At 69.2% G+C, this 18,176-nt stretch carries 10 protein-coding genes; 7 read left to right on the forward strand and 3 right to left on the reverse strand.

The window, feature by feature from the left end:
• Positions 1 to 95 precede the first annotated feature (95 nt).
• The 6 genes from AB8808_RS00205 to AB8808_RS00230 all read left to right on the forward strand — a co-directional run bounded on the left by AB8808_RS00205 (position 96) and on the right by AB8808_RS00230 (position 13,732).
• Positions 96 to 9,326, forward strand: coding sequence for an autotransporter-associated beta strand repeat-containing protein (locus AB8808_RS00205; RefSeq protein WP_369925698.1), 9,231 nt, complete (start codon positions 96 to 98; stop codon positions 9,324 to 9,326).
• 215 nt (positions 9,327 to 9,541) lie between these two features.
• A complete protein-coding gene (locus AB8808_RS00210) occupies positions 9,542 to 10,900 on the forward strand; it encodes a TolC family outer membrane protein (RefSeq protein ID WP_369925700.1) in 1,359 nt (452 codons plus the stop codon).
• Between the two features lie 307 nt (positions 10,901 to 11,207).
• Entirely contained in the window at positions 11,208 to 11,492 is a 285-nt protein-coding gene (locus AB8808_RS00215) for a hypothetical protein (RefSeq protein WP_285404997.1), read from the forward strand.
• A gap of 21 nt (positions 11,493 to 11,513) precedes the next feature.
• Entirely contained in the window at positions 11,514 to 12,590 is a 1,077-nt protein-coding gene (locus AB8808_RS00220) for an NAD(P)H-dependent flavin oxidoreductase (protein WP_369925701.1), read from the forward strand.
• Between the two features lie 34 nt (positions 12,591 to 12,624).
• Complete coding sequence (locus AB8808_RS00225; protein WP_369925703.1) at positions 12,625 to 13,047, forward strand: hypothetical protein; 423 nt, start codon at positions 12,625 to 12,627, stop codon at positions 13,045 to 13,047.
• 25 nt (positions 13,048 to 13,072) lie between these two features.
• Positions 13,073 to 13,732 carry a M24 family metallopeptidase gene (locus tag AB8808_RS00230; protein WP_369925705.1) on the forward strand — a complete coding sequence of 220 codons (660 nt, stop codon included), beginning with the start codon at positions 13,073 to 13,075 and terminating at the stop codon, positions 13,730 to 13,732.
• Between the two features lies 1 nt (position 13,733).
• On the opposite strand, the gene AB8808_RS00235 is transcribed toward AB8808_RS00230, so the two are convergent.
• The 3 genes from AB8808_RS00235 to AB8808_RS00245 are packed head-to-tail and all read right to left on the reverse strand — an operon-like array spanning position 13,734 to position 15,873.
• Positions 13,734 to 14,006, reverse strand: coding sequence for a DUF3325 domain-containing protein (locus AB8808_RS00235; protein WP_369925707.1), 273 nt, complete (start codon positions 14,004 to 14,006; stop codon positions 13,734 to 13,736).
• The gene (locus tag AB8808_RS00240) at positions 14,003 to 15,568 is read right to left on the reverse strand and encodes a PepSY-associated TM helix domain-containing protein (protein ID WP_369925709.1); all 1,566 of its coding nucleotides are present in this window, start codon (positions 15,566 to 15,568) and stop codon (positions 14,003 to 14,005) included. Before AB8808_RS00240 ends, AB8808_RS00235 begins: the two co-directional genes overlap by 4 nt.
• Positions 15,565 to 15,873 carry a DUF3649 domain-containing protein gene (locus tag AB8808_RS00245; RefSeq protein ID WP_369925710.1) on the reverse strand — a complete coding sequence of 103 codons (309 nt, stop codon included), beginning with the start codon at positions 15,871 to 15,873 and terminating at the stop codon, positions 15,565 to 15,567. The genes AB8808_RS00240 and AB8808_RS00245 overlap by 4 nt, the downstream gene beginning before the upstream one ends.
• Positions 15,874 to 16,046: 173 nt before the next feature.
• Between AB8808_RS00245 and AB8808_RS00250 the strand changes: the two genes are divergently transcribed.
• Positions 16,047 to 18,140: a TonB-dependent siderophore receptor gene (locus AB8808_RS00250; protein WP_369925712.1), complete on the forward strand. Its 2,094-nt coding sequence runs from the start codon at positions 16,047 to 16,049 to the stop codon at positions 18,138 to 18,140.
• Positions 18,141 to 18,176 lie beyond the last annotated feature (36 nt).

An 18,176-nucleotide genomic window follows, 5' to 3' on the forward strand; every position in this document is an offset into this window, starting at 1 on the left:
ATGTCCATTCACGGCCCGGAATGTTTCCGGCGCCGTCGTTGAAGTGCGCGCGATCGTCCGTGATGCGGAAGACGCGTGTGCTTATGGGGAGTGTCATGAGCAAGCGCCGTGTAAAACCTGTCCGTCGTCATCCGATCAGCAAGGGCATCGGCCTTGCCTTCGCCTCGACCCTCCTGGGCCTGGTCAGCCAGCAGGTGTGGGCGGATTGCGCGCCGGGCTCACCCGCTGATGGCGTGACCGTGACCTGTTCGGGTGGCACGACCGTGGGCAACCCGTTCAACACGGCGGCCAACAACCTCACGGTGAACGTCACCTCCGACGGCCGCGTGGCACCCGTGCTCGGCCTGCTCACGCCCGCGATGACGCTCTCGGGCAACAACGTGACGCTGAACAACGCGGGCACGATCGATCCCTCGTTCCTCGGCATTCTCAGTGTGCTGTCGAAGGGCACCATCGTCGGTAACGCCAACGCCAGCAACCACGCGATTACCAACACCAACGGCATGTACGGCACGTTTGGCGTGGCGTCGGTGAACGCCGGCGACCTGGGTGGCGTAGCACTGGACATTCGCAACGGCGCCGGTGGGACCACCACGCTGGTCAACTCCGGCACCATCGGCGGCAAGCCGCTGGTCGGCGTGAGCGTGCTTGCCGTGGATGCGCCGGCGCTTGTCGCGTCGGGCCAGGGCAACGTCAACATGACCAACGCCGCGGGCGGTACGGTGCAGGGGCGCATCGCCTTCAACGGCACGTCCAACACGTTGATTAACAACGGACAGATCCTGGGCAGCGTCTACGTCGGTGGCGGCAACGACACTTTCGTGGCAGACACCGCCGCCAGCGTCAGCAGCACCGGCGTCGGCGTGGCGTTGTCCGTACCCGATCTGCTCGGCGTGGGCGTGCTCAATTTTGCAGCCGCGGGCGTGGTCGACGGCGGTACGGGTGTCGATACGCTGACGTTGAAAAGTGCCGCGGGCAACGGTGCCAACACGGCCACGTCGTCGCAGTACATCAATTTCGAAAACCTCAACATCACCGGCGGACGCTGGACCCTGGTGGGACGCCTGGCCAACACCAGCAACCTGACCGGTGGCACGGCGGTGCTCAACACCGCGGACAACCTCGGGGCGACGGCGACCGTGTCGGGTGCGGTGCTGGAATCCGCCATCAACGGACTGGGCGTCACCACGGCACTCAACCTGCAAGGCGCGGGCCTGACCGTGCAGGGCACCAACACCCTGGGACTCGCGGGGGCGATTTCCGGCACCGGCGCGCTGACCAAGACAGGCACCGGGGCGTTGAGTCTGGCCGCGGGCAATACCTATAGCGGCGGCACCACGCTCAACGGCGGCAGCATCCTGCTCGGCGGCAACGGGGCGCTCGGTACCGGTGCGGTCAACGTCACCGGTTCCAGCACGCTCACCGCGTCCGCGGCGACCACGCTGGCCAACACGGTGGCCGTCGGTGGCGGCACTACGCTGACCCTCAACGGAGCGCAGGCGCTCACCCTCAACGGCGCCTTGTCCGGCGCGGGCAACGTGATCAAGGCGGGCGCGGGCACGCTGACCCTGGGCGCGGCCAACACGCTGTCGGGCTCGTTCTCCATCAACGGCGGCACGCTCGCCGTGGGCGCGGGCGGCACCCTGCTGCCGACCCAGGCGGTGACGCTGGTGAACGGCACCACGCTCAATCTCTCCGCCGGTGCCAACCAGACGATCGGTTCGCTTGCCGGTACGGGCGGCACGGTGAACCTGGGTGGCACCACGCTCACCACGGGTGGCCTCGGCACGAGCACCAGCTACACGGGCACGCTGATCGGCACCGGTGGACTGGTGAAGGTCGGCACCGGCGTGCAGACGCTCGGAGGCGGCAATACCTTCAGCGGTGGCGTGGCGTTGAATGGCGGCGGCCTGCTGCTGGGCAACGCGGGCGCGCTCGGCACCGGCGCGCTGAGCGTCGGCGCGAACGTCACCCTGGACACCACGACGGCACTGACCCTTGCCAACAACGTCAGCCTCAATACGGGCGGCACGCTCAACCTGCCCGGCAACCAGGCGCTGGTGCTCGGCGGCGTCGTCTCCGGCCCCGGCAATCTGGTCAAGACCGGCACGTCGCTGCTGACCTTGAACGGCGCCAACACCTTCGCCGGCGGCCTCACCGTCAACGGCGGCGGCCTGTTGCTCGGCAACAGCGGCGCCCTGGGCAGCGGCGTGCTCAACGTCAATGCATCCACCACGCTCGACGGCAGCGTGCCGCTGACGCTCGCCAATGCCATGAACCTGGGCAGCGGTGCCACGCTCAATGTGCTCGGTGGACAGCCGGCGACGTTCAGCGGTGTGTTGAGCGGTAACGGCGGGTTGCTCAAGAGCGGTGCCTCCACGCTCACGCTGAACGGTGCCAACAGCTTCACCGGCGGCGTCAACATCGCCGCCGGCACGCTGGCGCTGGGCGCGGGCGGTACGCTTGCTGCGGGTGGCGCGGTCAACCTCGCCAACGCCGGCGCGGCGTTCGACATCTCGGCGGCAGGCAACCAGATCATCGGCGCGCTGTCCGGCGTGGCCGGCACCACGATCGCGCTCGGCGGCAATGCGCTCACCTTCGGCGACGCCACCGCCCAGACGTTCGCCGGCGTCATCGGCGGCACCGGGTCGCTGGTGAAAACAGGCGCGGGCGTGCAGACGCTTACGGGTGCCAACACGTTCAGCGGTGGCGTCAACCTCAACGCGGGCGGCCTGTTGCTCGGCAACAGCAACGCCATCGGCACGGGGCCGCTCACGGTGAGCGGCAATGCGACGCTGGACGGTACCGCGGCGCTCGATCTGGCCAACGCGGTGAACCTGGCCGGTGCCACGCTCACGCTCCCCGGTACACAGGCCGTCACCCTGGGTGGCGTGGTGTCCGGCACGGGCAGCCTGACCAAGAACGGCACGACGCAATTGACGCTCAATGGCGCCAATACCTTCAGCGGTGGCGTCAACCTCAATGCGGGCAGCCTGCTGCTCGGCAATGCGGGTGCACTGGGCACGGGTGCGCTGAACGTCGGTGGCGCGGTGGCGCTGGACAGCACCACGGCACTCAACCTCGCCAACGCGGTCAACTTCGGCAGCGGCACGTCGCTGGCACTGACCGGCAGCCAGGACGTGACACTCGCCGGCGTCCTCGCCGGCGACGGCAGCCTCGCCAAGGGCGGTACGTCGGTACTCACGCTGAGTAACGCGAACACGTTTACCGGTGGCCTCAGCGTCACCGGGGGTGGCCTGCTGCTCGGCAACAGCGGGGCGCTCGGCACGGGTGCGTTGAACGTGGGCGGTGCGGTGACGCTGGACAACACGGCCGCGGTGGCGCTCGGCAACGCCGTGAACCTCGGAGCAGGCAGCGCGCTTACGGTGCTGGGCAACCAGGACCTGGCGCTCAACAACGTGGTGTCCGGCACGGGCAGCCTGACCAAGAACGGCAACGCGACGCTCAACCTGGCGACGGCCAATACCTTCAGCGGTGGCGTGAACCTCAACGGCGGCAACCTGCTGCTGGGCAACAACGGCGCGCTCGGTACGGGCGCGCTGAACGTCGGTGCCAACGCGTCGCTCGATACCAGCGCAGCGCTCAACCTCGCCAACACCATCGGCCTCGCCGCCGGTGCCAACCTGGCGGTGCAGGGCAGCCAGGCGCTCACGCTGGCCGGCGCGCTGTCGGGTGCGGGCAGTTTGACCAAGAACGGTGCGCAGACGCTCACGCTGGCCACCGCCAATACCTATACCGGCGGCACGACGATCAACGCCGGCACGCTGGCGCTCGGTGCGGGTAGCAGCCTGGCGAGCACCGGCGCGGTGACGCTGGCCAACGCCGGCGCAACGCTGGACGTCTCGGCCGCGGGCAACCAGACGGTCGGCGCCCTTTCGGGCGTGGCCGGCAGCGCCATCGCGCTCGGCGGCAACACGTTGCAGTTCGGCACGGCGACGGACCAGGTCTTCGACGGTGCCGTGTCGGGCAACGGTGGCCTGGTCAAGGTCGGCGCCGGCGTGCAGACCCTCGGCGGCGCCAGCACGTTCAGCGGCGGCGTGACGGTGAATGCCGGCGGCCTGGTCGTCGGCAACGATGCCGCGCTCGGCGTCGGTGCGGTGACCATCGGCGGTGCGGCCACGCTGGATGCGAACGGCCCCGTATCGCTGGCCAACGCCATCGCCCTCAATGCCGGCCTCACCGTGTTGGGCAGCAACGCGCTGACCCTCAACGGCGCGGTCACCGGAACCGGCGGCCTGACCAAGGAAGGCGCGGCCACGCTCACCTTGAACGGCCCCAACACCTACACCGGCGGCACCAACATCAACGCCGGCACGCTGGCACTCGGTGCGGGCGCCAGCCTGGCCAGCAGCGGCATCGTCAACCTCGCCAGCGGTGCCACCTTCGACCTGTCCGCGGGTAACGGCACGCAGAGCTTCGGCACCCTCACCGGTGCGGGTACGGTCAACCTGGGCGCCAATGCCCTGACCATCGGCGGTCCCACCAACGGCGTGTTCGCCGGGGCGATCGCGGGCACGGGCGGCCTGATCAAGGAAGGTACGGGAACGGAGGTGCTGACCGGCGCCAGCACCTTCACCGGCGGCACGACGATCAACGCCGGCACGCTGGCGATCGGTGCGGGCGGCAGCCTCGCCGCCACCGGTGCGGTGAACCTCGCCGCCCCGGCCACGGGCTTCGACATCTCCGCCGGCGGCAACCAGGCCATCGGCCTGCTCAATGGCGTGGCCGGCAGCACGGTGACCCTCGGCGGCAACACGCTCACCCTCGGCGGCGTCGGCAACAGCGTCTACGACGGCCTGATCGCGGGTACCGGCAGCGTGGTGAAGAACGGCGCGGGTATCCAGGCGCTCGGCGGCGCCAGCACGTTCTCCGGCGGCGTGGCCCTCAACGCCGGCGGCCTGCTGCTGGGCAACGATGCGGCACTCGGCACGGGTGCACTGAACGTCGGCGGCAACGCTTCGCTCGATACCGGTGCCGCGCTGACGCTGGGCAACACCATCGACCTCGCCGGCGGCGCCAACCTCGACCTGCTCGGCAGCAACGCGCTGACCCTCGACGGCGCGATCTCCGGTGCGGGCGGCATCATCAAGGACGGTCCGGCCACGGTCACGCTCACCGCGGCCAACACCTATACCGGTGGCACGATCATCAATGCCGGCACGCTGGCGCTCGGCGCGGGTGGCAGCCTGGCCGGTACGGGCGCGGTGAACCTCGCCGGCACCGGCACGTTCGACATCACCGCCGCCGGCAACCAGGCCATCGGCTCGTTGAGCGGCGTGGCCGGCAGCACCGTGGCCCTCGGCGGCAACACGCTGGCGCTGGCGGGTGCGACGGACGCCACCTTCAGCGGCAGCCTGACCGGCAGCGGCGGGCTGGTGAAGAACGGCACCGGCATCCAGACCCTCGACGGCAGCAGCAGCTTCACCGGCGGCGTCACCCTCAACGCCGGTGGCCTGATCGTCGGCAACGATGGCGCGCTCGGCACGGGCACCCTCACCGTCGGCGGCGCGGCCACGCTGGATGCCGCCAATGCGGTGACCCTGGCGAACGACGTGCTGCTCAACGCGGGGCTCACCGTGGCGGGCAGCAACGACATCGTGCTCAACGGTGCGCTCACCGGCGCGGGCAGCCTGACCAAGGACGGGGCGGCGACGCTCACGCTCAACGGCACGAACACCTATGCCGGCGGCACGTTCATCAACAGCGGCACGCTGGCCCTGGGCGCCGGTGCCAGCCTGCTCAACACCGGTACGGTGAATCTCGCCACGGGCGCCGTCTTCGACCTCTCGGCCGGCAACGGCACGCAGGTGTTCGGCACGCTGGTGGGCAACGGCACCGTGAACCTGGGCGGCAACACGCTGACGGTCGGCAGCGCGACGGACGGTACCTTCGGCGGCAGCATCGGCGGCACCGGTGGGCTGATCAAGGAAGGCACCGGCATCGAAACGCTCACCGGCATCAACACGTATACCGGCGGGACGCTGATCAACAACGGCACGCTCGCCATCGGCGCGGGCGGCAGCCTGTCGTCCACGGGCGCTGTGACACTCGCCAACGCGGGCACCGCGTTCGATATCGCCGGCGGCGGCGACCAGGCGATCGGTGTGCTCAACGGCGTCGCCGGCAGCAACGTCACCCTAGGCGGCAGCACGCTCACGCTCAACGGCGTCGGCAACGGCACCTACGACGGCGTCATCGCCGGTACCGGCGCGCTGATCAAGAACGGTGCGGGCAGCCAGGTGCTCGGCGGCGCCAACACCTTCAGCGGTGGCGTCACCCTCAACGCCGGCGGCCTGGTGGTGAACGACGATGCGGCGCTCGGTACCGGCGCGTTGACGGTGGCAGGCGCGGGCACGCTCGACGCGCTTAACCCCGTCACGCTGGCGAACGACGTGGCGCTCGACGCGGGCCTGACCGTGCTGGGCAGCAACGACCTGACGCTCGGCGGCGCCCTCACCGGTGCCGGCAGCCTGACCAAAAACGGTGGCGCGACGCTCACCCTGGCGGGTGCCAACAGCTACACCGGCGGTACGACGGTCAACGGCGGCACGCTGGCGATCGGCGCAGGCGGCAGCCTGGCCAGCGGCGGGGCTGTCACCCTGGCCGGCACTGGTGCCTTCGACATCGCCGCCGCCGGCAACCAGACCATCGGCTCGCTCAACGGCGTGGCCGGTAGCAGCGTGAACCTCGGTGCGAACGCGCTGATCCTCGCGGGCAATGCCGATGCGACCCTCGACAGCACCGTCGGCGGCACCGGCAGCCTCGTCAAGGACGGCACGGGTACGCTCTCGCTGGGCGGCACCAACACCTTCAGCGGCGGCGTGACCCTCAACGCCGGGGGCCTGACCGTCGGCAACGGCGCGGCCCTGGGTACGGGCGCGCTCACCGTCGGCGGCGCGGCCAGCCTCGACACCACGGCGGTCACCACGCTGGCGAACGACATCGCGCTCAACGCCGCGCTGACCTTGCCCGGCAGCAACGACCTGACCCTGGCCGGTGCCATCTCCGGCACCGGTAGCCTGATCGGGCAAGGGGCGATCCGCCTGGCCCTGACCGGCAACAACACCTACACCGGCGGCACCACGATCGGCGGCGGCACGCTGGTGGTCGGCAGCGATACGGCGCTGGGCACGGGTGGCCTCGGCATCGACGGCGCGGCGCTGGAGGCAAGCACCGGCGTCACGCTCGGCAATGCCGTGAACGTGGGCGGCAACGGCGTCACCGTGCAGGGCCCGGCCGACCTCACCTTGAACGGCAGCCTCAGTGGCACGGGCGGCCTGGACAAGGAAGGCACCGGCAGCCTCACCCTGGGCGGTTCGCTGTCCGGCTTCAGCGGCGGCCTCACGGTCAACGGCGGCATCCTCAACGCCAGCAATCCGTATAACGGTGGCCTCACCGTCGGCGGTGCGGGCACGGTCAACCTCGGCGGCACGGGCAACACGGTCACGGTGACCGGTCCGATCGCCGGCACGGTGAACCTCGGTGGTGGCAGCAGCATCGGTGTCGGCTTCGGCCAGTTGCCGGCCGTGACCGGCACCGTCAACGGCACCGGTCCGGGTACCACCGTGAATGTCACGGGCTCGGGCGATGCCACCCTGCCGGGCGGTGTGTTCAACAACATCGACAACCTCAACGTGGGCAACGGGACGCTGTCGATCGGCGCCGGCACCACGGTGAATTTCCCCGGCGGCACGGTCGTGGCGGGCACTGTCGCTGTCAACGGCACGCTGGGCGGGCCGGCTACGATCAATCCGGGCGGCGCGATCATCGGCGGCGGTACCGTCACCGGTCCGGTGGTGGTCGACGGCACGGTGGCACCCAGCGGTGTACCGGGCGCGACCGGCGCGGCAGCGGGTACGGGCACGCCGGGTACGGTGCTGACGGTCGGTGGCCTGACCCTCGGCGCCGGCTCCAGCACCTATATCCGCACGGGCGACAACGGCGTGACCGATGCCGTCGTCGTCAACGGCACGGCGGTGCTGGGCGGCACGGTGACGGTGGAGAACAACGGCACGTCGTTCGGCCCGGTCACCCAGGTCAACGTGATCAGCGCATCGCAGGGCATCACCGGCAGCTACGCCGGCAGCACGATGACGGGCAGCAACCTGCCGTTCCTGGACATGAGCTGGCAGGTGATCGGCAACAATCTGGCGTTGACCTACAGTCAGGCCGGCAGTGGGCTGGGCTCGGGCGGCATCACGTTCGACCGGTTCCCGGGCCTGGGCGCCAACCAGCGCTCGATGGCCACGGCCCTGCAACGGATCGCCGTCTCCGGTGGCGACCCGCTGTCCACCCTGTTGGGCAACGTACGCGGGTTGCGCTCGCCGCAGGTGATCCGTGCCTTCGATTCGCTCACCGGTGAAACCTATGCCTCGGCCGCCAACGCCGAGCTGTCGGGCCAGAGCCAGTACCAGGACACGGTGTTCAACCGCCTGAAGCTCCAGCGTGATACCGGCGAGCGTGGTCCGGCCGTCTGGGCCGAGCCGTATACCTCCAGCAGCAGCTTCGACCACAGTGCGGACGTGGCGCAGACCGACTACCGCATCCATGGCGTAGTGATCGGTGCCGACGCACCGGTGACGCCGGACCTGCGCCTGGGCGTGCATGCCAACGTCGCCAACTCGCGCACCGAGGTGGATCGCCGCGGCGACTACACGGATGTCGACCAGGCGGCGATCGGCCTGCATGCGCTGTACTTCAACGACAGGCAGTGGTGGGCGCAGGGCCTGGCATCGTACGGCTGGCAGAACGCCGACAGCTCGCGGCGCATCGCGGTGGGCGGCTTCACGCCGCAGGCCACGGGCAGCTACGACGGCAAAACCACCAACGCTTCGCTGGAAGGCGGCTACCGCTTCACGCTGGGTCGGGCCATGCACCTCGAGCCCTTCGTCGGCGCGTATTACAGCAAGGTCAAGTACGACGCCTTTACCGAGAAGAATGCCGGCGACGCGGACCTGCGCGTGGGCCGCGCCAGCGCCAGCAGCCTGCAGTACGGCGTCGGTGCGCGCCTGGTCGGCGATGTGGACCTGGGCGTGGAAGGCACGAAGCTGCATCCCATCGTCATGGTTCGCTACCTGCACAACACCCGCGACAACACGGTGTCGGTCAACAATGCCTTCGCCGGCGAACCGGGTGGCACGTTCTCGGTGCAGGGATCGGAGCCGGTGCGCAACCACTGGCAGGCGGGCGTGGGCATGAGCTTCGACATCACGCCCAAGGCCAGCACGTTCGTGTACTACAACGCCGATATCGGCAAGCGCCAGCGCAGCGATGCGGTGAACCTGGGCGTGCGCTGGAACTTCTGACGCGGCCGCTCCCCGTGACCGCCCGTGTCCGCGCGATAACGTCCGCGGACACGGGTCGGCGCCGCCGCTACATGGGCGCCGACCGGCGCAAGCTCTTGCGAAAAGGCCGTTCGGCCGTCTGAAAGCGCGGCCCGCAGTGCGTCCCACCGCGTTTCCCCAGCGTGGCACACCGCTTGCAATGCGCACCCCATCTTCGGGTGCGGGCAAGGGCGGACATGCAAACAAGGTACGTATCGGGCGTTCTGGTGGCGATGCTGGCCCTGGCCGGTGGCTTTCCGGCTACCGCGGGCGCGGAAGACCTGATGGACGTCTACCGCGAGGCGGTGGCCAACGATCCGGTGCTGGCCAGCGCGGACGCGCGCCGGCTGGTGGTGGCGGAAGGCGTGCCACAGGCGCGCGCGGCCTTGCTGCCGCAACTGTCAGCCGGCCTCGAGCTGCAGCAGTTCCATCCCGGCAACATCGGCGTGCAGTCCAGCAACGACGCTGCACCATCCACCACCACGGACGGACACAGCCGGCAACGCGACCTGACCCTGACCCTCGACCAGACCGTGCTGGACCTGTCGAAGTTCTCGCGGGAGCGGCAGGCGGCCTCGACGGCCCAGGCGCAGGACGCGACGTACCAGGGCGAACTGCAGGATCTGTACGTTCGCGCGACCACGGCGTACTTCAACGTGCTGGTGGCGCAGGACCAGGTGGAGGTGTTCCGCTCGTACGAAGATGCCTATAAGCAGCAGTACGACCAGGCCAGCACGTTGTTCAAGAACGGCTTGGCACCGGAAGCCGATCTCACCCAGTCGCGCGCGTATTACCTCTACATCAAGTCGTCGCGCGTGGATGCGGAGACCTCGCTGAAGGATGCGCGGCGTGCGTTGCAGCAGCTGACCGGCAAGGAGCCGGGCACGCTGAAGGCGCTGCGCGAAGACCTGCCGATGGAAGCGCCCACGCCCAACGATGCGAACGCCTGGGTGGAGCAGGCCATGCGTCAGAGCCCGGACGTGATGGCGGCCAGTCACCTGGTCCGGGCGGACGAGCACGCGATCGCCGCGGCCCGCAGCGGCCACCTGCCCACCGTGAACCTCGCCGTGAACTACGACAAGGCCGGTGCATGGCGCGACGGTGTGCGCGGCGGTGCCGGCTACGGCACCGGCACCACCACGGTCGGACTGGTGCTGGCGGTGCCGCTGTTCAGCGGTGGGCTGACCCAGTCGCAGGTGCGCCAGGCGATCCACCAGCGCGACGCGGACGAGGGCGACCTGGAGTCGCTGCGCCGGCAGACGGCGCGTGACACCACCAACTACTTCAACCTGGTCACCGCGGGCATCGGCCAGGTGGGCGACGCGCGCGAGGCGGTGGAATCGGGCAAGAAGGCGCTGGCGTCGCTGCGCGCCGGCTACGACATCGGCACGCAGAGCCTGACCAACGTCGTCGTCGCGATCCAGACGCTGGCCGAAATCCGCACGCAATACACCGCGCTGCGCCACCAGTTCATCCTCAACAAGCTGCGGCTCAAGCGCGCCGCCGGCATCGCCGAACTGAAGGACATCGAAGCGATCAACCGGCTGCTGCAATAACGTTCCGAGCCGATGGCGATCGTGGGCCATTCGCGCATGTGGCGTGCCATTCGCGCACATCGTGCGCTCCTACGGTAGGAGCGCACGATGTGCGCGAAAAGCCAACAAAGCAAAGAAGCCGCCCCTCACCTATCCCACGCCCACGCCCCACCACGCCCCACGCGCCACCAAAAACCCCACGCACCACCAAACACCCAAGGCACCAACCAACCCCATCGGCGTACCATATCCGCTCTTGCCTACACGGGACCCCAGGCCCATGCCGCGCCGATCCTTCCAGACACCGCTTGCGGAAGGTACTTGCCGCATGATCTGCACGATCTCGGCGGCCATGGTCGGTGTCTGCCTGACTGGCGTCGGGCTGCTGCGCGTGTCCAATGCCGTCAGCCGCACCGACAGCTGGGCCGACGACCTGCTCTCGGTCGATGCGATCTTCTTTCTCGTCGCCACGCTCAGCGCGTATTTCGCGTTGCGGACGGAAACCGAGGTGCGCCTGCACCGCCTGGAACGCATCGCCGATGTCGCCTTCATCGCCGCGATGATCCTGCTGACCGCGGCCTGTTTCTTCATCACCTACGCCGTCAGCCTCTGACCGATGCCGCGAGGAACCGCCGTGCCCAGCTGGACCGATCGCCGTGTGCTCGACCTGCTCGCCATCGAGCAACCGCTGCTGCTGGCGCCGATGGCCGGCGCAGGTGGCGCGGCGCTGGCCATCGCCGTCGCCCGGGCCGGCGGGCTGGGCGCGATTCCCTGTGCATCGCTATCCGCCGCGACCATCCACGAGCACGTCGCCGCGTTCCGTGGCGCGGTGACGGCGCCGCTCAACCTCAATTTCTTCGCGCACACGCCGGTCGCGCCCGACGAGGCACAAACACGGCGCTGGCAGGAACGGTTGGCGCCGTATTTCGCCGAGTACGGCGTGGACCCGGACGCCGCGTCCGCCACGGGGGGCCGAGCGCCATTCGACACCGCTCTTTGCGAGCTGGTGGAGGCTTTGACGCCCGAGGTGGTCAGCTTCCACTTCGGGCTGCCCGATCCGGTGTTGCTCCAGCGGGTGAAAGCCGCCGGGGCCATCGTGCTCGCCTCCGCCACCACGGTGGCCGAGGGGCGCTGGCTCGCCGAGCGTGGCTGTGACGTCGTGATCGCCCAGGGTTACGAGGCCGGCGGCCATCGCGGCAATTTCCTTACCCACGACATGGCGGCCCAGCCCGGCACGATGGCCCTGGTACCGCAGATGGTCGATGCTTTGCGGGTGCCGGTGATTGCCGCCGGAGGGATCGCGGACGGTCGCGGCATGGCGGCGGCGCTGTGCCTCGGCGCGTCGGCGGTGCAGGTGGGCACTGCCTTCCTGCGGACGCCGGAAGCCACGATCGCCCCCGTGCATCGCGATGCCCTGCGTGCCTTGCGCGACGACGGTACCGTGGTCACCAACGTACTGACCGGTCGCCCCGCACGCGGTGTGGTCAACCGGGTCATGTGCGAACTGGGGCCGCTCGCGGCCGATGTCCTGCCGTTCCCGCTGGCCGCCGGCCCCCTGGCGCCGCTGCGCGCGGCCACCGAAGCCATTGGGCAGGGCGATTTCCAACCCCTGTGGGCCGGGCAGGCCGGCGCGCTCGCGCGGGAGGTGCCTGCGAAGGAGATCGCGCGTACCATGCTCGCCCAGGCAGCGGCACGGCTGCGACTGGGTTGATGCTCGCGGACCCCATCCGCGAGAGGGGGACGACATGATCGACGATGCGAATGAATGGATTCGGCTGCGCCGCAGCGACGATGCCGAAGACCAACAGCGCGCCATGACCGAGGCCGTGCCCGTCGCGGTATGGGCGCAGGTCTACGAGCGCGCGCCGGACCTGCGGCCGTTCATCGCGGCCCACCGCGAGGTGGCCTTGCCGATGCTGGAGCGGCTCGCCGATGATCCGGACGCGGCCGTCCGCCTCGCCATCGCCCAGCGAAAGGTTGCGCCGGAAAACCTGCTGCGGCTGCTTGCCGATGACGTGAACGAACAGGTGCGCCTCGCCGTCGCGGCCCATCCGTCGACCCGCAAGGACGTGCTCCAATACCTGTCCCGGGTCGACGGCGCCGAGGCGGTACGCGTGCGTGCCAGCGCACGGCTGCGTGCACTCACCCACCCGTCGTCGCATTCCTGAAAACCGCCACGGAGCCGAACCCGCCATGCCTGTCGCCACGGCCGAAAACGTCGGCCATCGCTTCGCCCTCGAACGCCTGCTCAGCGCCCGCGAGCGCTCGTGGGCGGCATTGCGCGATATCGCCGCGCACATCCGTCCGGGCATGACCGAGCCCGAGGCCGCAGTGCTGGCGAAGGAGCGCCTGCAGGCGGCCGGCATGGACCGCATCTGGCATCCGAGCATCTTGCGTTTCGGCGAGAACACGCTGAAGACCTTCCGCCAGCGTTCGGCGCCGGACACGGTGCTGGGCGAGGACGATATCTACTTCGTGGATCTCGGGCCGGTGTTCGACGGCCACGAAGGCGATGTCGGCGATACCTTCGTGCTGGGCGACGATCCACTCAAGCACGCCTGCGCCGAGGCCGCCCGCGAGCTATTCCGCCGGGGCGAGGCGCGCTGGCGCGACGGCGTGACCGGCGTCGCGCTGTATGCGTACCTGAGCGCGGAAGCGCAGGCCATGGGCTGGCGCCTCAACCACGCGACCAAGGGCCACCGCGTCGGCGATTACCCGCACGCCGTGCACAAGGCGGGCACGCTGGGCAACTTCGACGCGGCGCCGGTGCCCGGGCTGTGGATCCTCGAGATCCAGATCGCGCATCCCGAGCTGCCGATCGGCGCGTTCTACGAAGACCTTCTGGTCGCGTAGCTCACCGGGACCGCGACAGGCCCGTCACCGTCAGCGCCACGACCACCGCGCCGAAGGTCAGCACGCCGACGCCATAGACCGCGCCGAGCGCGGCGCCTTCCGCGAGCAGACTGCCGGCATAGGCCACGGTCACCAGCAGCCAGCCGGCAGCCTTCGCCGCACGCGTCCGTCCCGCCGGGAGCGACCGGCCGAACAGATCGCGCTGGTGGCGCGACATGCCCAGGCACAGCAGGGCGAAACCGAGTACCGAAGCCACCAGCGATAACGCGATCATGCATCCGCTCCGGCGGCGATCGCCGCGTGCTTGCGCCTCGCGCCCGCCGGCCGCCTGTACAGCTTCCACGCGGCGGTGCCCAAGGCGGCGGCCAGGGCCAGCATGGTCAGGTCGAAGCCGACGAACACACCGTCGCCGCGCGCCAGGCTAGGCAGCAAGCCGCGCTCGGTGGTCAGCTCGTCCACGACAGGCAGGGCCGCGAAGGCCGCGGCGCCGAGCACGAGCACTGCCAGCCAGGCGCGACGCGGGCGCTGCACGCAGGCGATCAGCAGCGCGGCGCCCCAGCCGATGAAGAAGGCATGCACTTCCCATGTCGCCCGGTCGTCCATGCGCACCGGCAACAGCCGGTTGGCCAGGAAGTGGCAGGCGAAGGCCAGCGGCAGGCCGGCGACGGTGGCGATATTGAGCCGCTCGACCAGCACGAAGCCGAGATGGGGCCGGTCGGGATCGGGGAGCTGGAGCCGCCGTTTGGCCGTCCACAGGACCAGGCCCGTCGCCACCATCAGCGTCCCGGCCAGGCTGCACAGGAAATACAGCCAGCGCAGCGCGTACGGCGCATAACGCCCCGCGTGCAGGCCCACCATCGTGCTTTCGGTGGCGCTAGCGCCACCCTTGGCGGCCGGCAGCGGATGCATGTGTCCCGTCGTGGCATCGAACAGCAGGGTCTTCTCGCGGGCATCCATGGCGTCGCCGCCACTGCGGAACAGGCGCACCACGCCATGCCGGTCGCCGGGCAGGGCGATGTCGATGAAGCCCGGCTGCGCGCCGCCCCACACCTTCCGCGCCTCGGCGATCATCCCGCCGAGGGGGGCCATCGGCGCGGGTTCGCCGGAACGCACCGGCGGCGATTCGCTGCCGAACGCGTCGGCGAAGTAGGCGGCCTTGCTCGGATACGCCGCCGCCACGCCCCAGGGCATGTACAGCGATTGCAGCGTGACCAGGCCGGTAAAGGTGATCATCAGGTGGAACGGCAGTGCCAGCACGGCGCTGAGGTTGTGCGCGTCCAGCCAGGAGCGTTGGCCCTTGCCGAAGCGCAGGGTGAAGAAGTCGGCGAAGATCTTCTTGTGCGTGATCACCCCGCTGACGATGGCCACCAGCATGAACATGGCGCAGAAGCCGACCACCCAGCGAGCCCAGATCACCGGCATGTAGTGCAGGTCGAAGTGCATGCGATAGAGGAACGCGCCGCCCAGGGTGGGGCGCGACACCACGGGCTGCCCGTTGCCGTCCAGCGTCAGCGTGTTGTCGCGCGCCGCGCTGCGGTCTTCACCCGCCTGCCGCCAGTAGACCGTGGAGGCGATGGCGCGCTGGCCGGGCAGGGCGATGGACCAGCTGTCCGCGCCGGGCTGGTGGGCGGTAAGCCACGTCACCGCGCCTTCCGCGGCGCGCGTCGGCTGGCGCACGCCGGTGATTTCCGGCTGCATCCATCGGGTGAGCTCGTCCTGGAAATACGCGCTGGTGCCGGTCGCGAAGATCGCCAGCAATAGCCAGCCGACGAGCAGGCCCGCCCAGGTATGCAGCCAGGCCATCGACTGGCGCAGGCCACCGTTGACCCCGTTCATGCCGCCGCTCCGTGCAGGGACGCCGCCAGCGCCACTGCGAGCGGTACGCCGATCGCCGCCATCCCGATCCAGGCACGTGCCGCGCTGCGCGAGGCGAACGCGAAAATGGCCACCAAGGCGTAGACCGCGAACGAAACGAGCATGCCGGCGACCACCGCCTCGACACGCGCCACGGGCAGCCAGCGTGCGCACGCCGCCGCCACCAGGGCCGCCAGCGCATAGCCGCCGAACACCGCGGCGGTGGCTCGGCCCGTCACGTCCAGCGCCCGCATGGGGGAGATGCCTGTCGTCTTGCGCCTGCTCATTCCGGGATGTCTTTCGCCGTGGTGTGTGCGGAAACGGGTCGACCAGTGTACGCAAATGCGATTCATTCGCAATCTCAGCGCAAGGTATTGCGGTGTCTACCACATGTGCGGCATCATGGTAATGAGATTCGTTCGCGTTAACCGCGACATTCCCCCGCTACGGACCCATGCTCATGATCCTTCCCAAGAAGGCGCTGCCCCTGCTCATCGCAGGGGTATTGGCCTCGCACGCTTCCTTTGCCCAAGACACGAACCGCACCGACAAGGCCGTCCAGCTGGATGCCGTCGACGTGCGGGGCGTCAAGCTAGACCAGGGCTACGCACGGCAGGACGCCGAGGGCGCGACCAAGACCGATACGCCGATCATCGAAACGCCGCAGGCGGTGTCGGTCATCTCCGGCACGCAGATGCTCGACCAGGGCGTGCTGACGGTGCAGGACGCGCTGCGCTACTCGGCCGGCGTGCGCTCCGATGCCTACGGCGTGGACAGCCGTGGTGACGACGCCTTCGTCCGCGGCGCGTCGTTCACCTCCTATCTGGACGGCCTGCGCCAGTCGTTCGGTGGTTCGTACGCACGCACCGAGCCTTATTTCCTCGACCATATCGAGGTGGTGCGCGGCCCCTCGTCCGTTCTTTACGGCCAGGGCACCACCGGCGGGCTGATCGGTCTCACGTCGAAGCGCCCGCAGTTCACGGCGGCACACGAGGTGCAGGTGCAGGTCGGAAACAACGCGCGCAAGCAGGCCGCGTTCGACTTCACCGGCCCGCTGGATGCGGCCGGCCATTGGGCGTATCGCCTGATCGGCGTGGTGCGCGACGCCGACTCGCAGATCGACCACGTGTCCGACGACCGCAAGGCGATCTCGCCCTCGGTGACCTGGCAGCCCGACAACAACACCCGCTGGACCGTACTTGCCAACCTGCAGTTCGACCACAACGGCTCCTCGCTGAACTTCCTGCCGCACGCGGGCACGTTGCTGTTCAATCCGAACGGGCGCATTCCGACGAACCGCTTCGTCAGCGAGCCCGGCTTCGATCGCTACGACACCAGCCAGCGCGCGCTGTCGTCGTTCTTCGAGCACCGCTTCAACGACACGTGGAAGTTCACCCAGAATGCGCGCTACTCGCACGACAACGTGGACTACCGCTCGCTCTATCCGAACGTCTACACCAACCCCGCGTATCCGTTCCTCGACGACGACCAGCGCACCGTGTCGCGCTATAGCTATATCGCCCTCAGCCGACACAAGCGCTTCGTCACGGATACACGCCTCGAGGGCGATTTCGACACGGGCGCCATGCATCACCGCGTGCTGTTCGGTGCGGACCTGGGCTACTCGCACAGCGACAGGCGCCAGGGCAACGGCGTGGACCTCGTCCCGTTCGACCTGTACGCGCCGGTCTACGGTAACGGCTTCGTGCCGCCCGACATCCTGCCGGCACCGTCCAGCCATACGCGGCAGACCGGTCTCTACGTGCAGGACCAGATCAACTGGGGTGAGCACTGGATCGGCACGGTGGGCGTGCGCCATGATCGCGCCACGTTGACCACCGGCGACAGCCGCTCCGTCGACAATGCGACCACCTCGCGCTTCGGCGTGATGTACCGCTTCGACAACGGACTGGTGCCCTACGTCAGCTATACCGAGTCTTTCCAGCCGCTGGACAGCCTGGATTTCTACAACCGCCCCTACGAGCCGTTGCGCGGCAAACAGTACGAAGCCGGCCTGAAATACCAGCCGGTCGGCGGCTCGACGCTGCTCACCGCGACGTACTTCGACCTGCGCGAGGAAAACCGCCTCGCGCCCGATCCGCAGAATCCGCTGAACCAGATCCAGGCAGGCCGCGCGAAGACCCGCGGCGTGGAACTGGAAGGCAGTTCGCGCCTGGGCAGCCATGTGGACCTCATCGGCACCTACACCTGGACGAAAGCGCGGCCGGACGACGGCACGATCGTCGCGGGCCTGCCGAAGAACCAGGCCTCCGCGTGGGGCGTGTACCACGTGAACGACGCCGACAGTGACGGTTTCAGCTTCGGCATCGGTGCACGCTACATCGGCACCAATTACGACGAGACCGGCACGCTCGTGGTGCCGCGCAAGACACTGTTCGATGCGATGGTGGCCTATACGCAGGGGCCGTGGCGCTTCTCCGTCAATGCCGCCAACGTCACCGACCAGGCGTACAGCGCCACATGCCTGGCCCGCGGCGACTGCTTCTACGGCCCGCGTCGCAGCATCATGGGCAACGCCAGCTACCGCTTCTGACCGACCGTGGATTCCGGGCGTCCGAACCGTTATGGT

The organism is Xanthomonas sp. NCPPB 2632 (assembly GCF_041228075.2).
In the GTDB taxonomy this organism is placed as follows: Bacteria; Pseudomonadota; Gammaproteobacteria; order Xanthomonadales; family Rhodanobacteraceae; genus Luteibacter.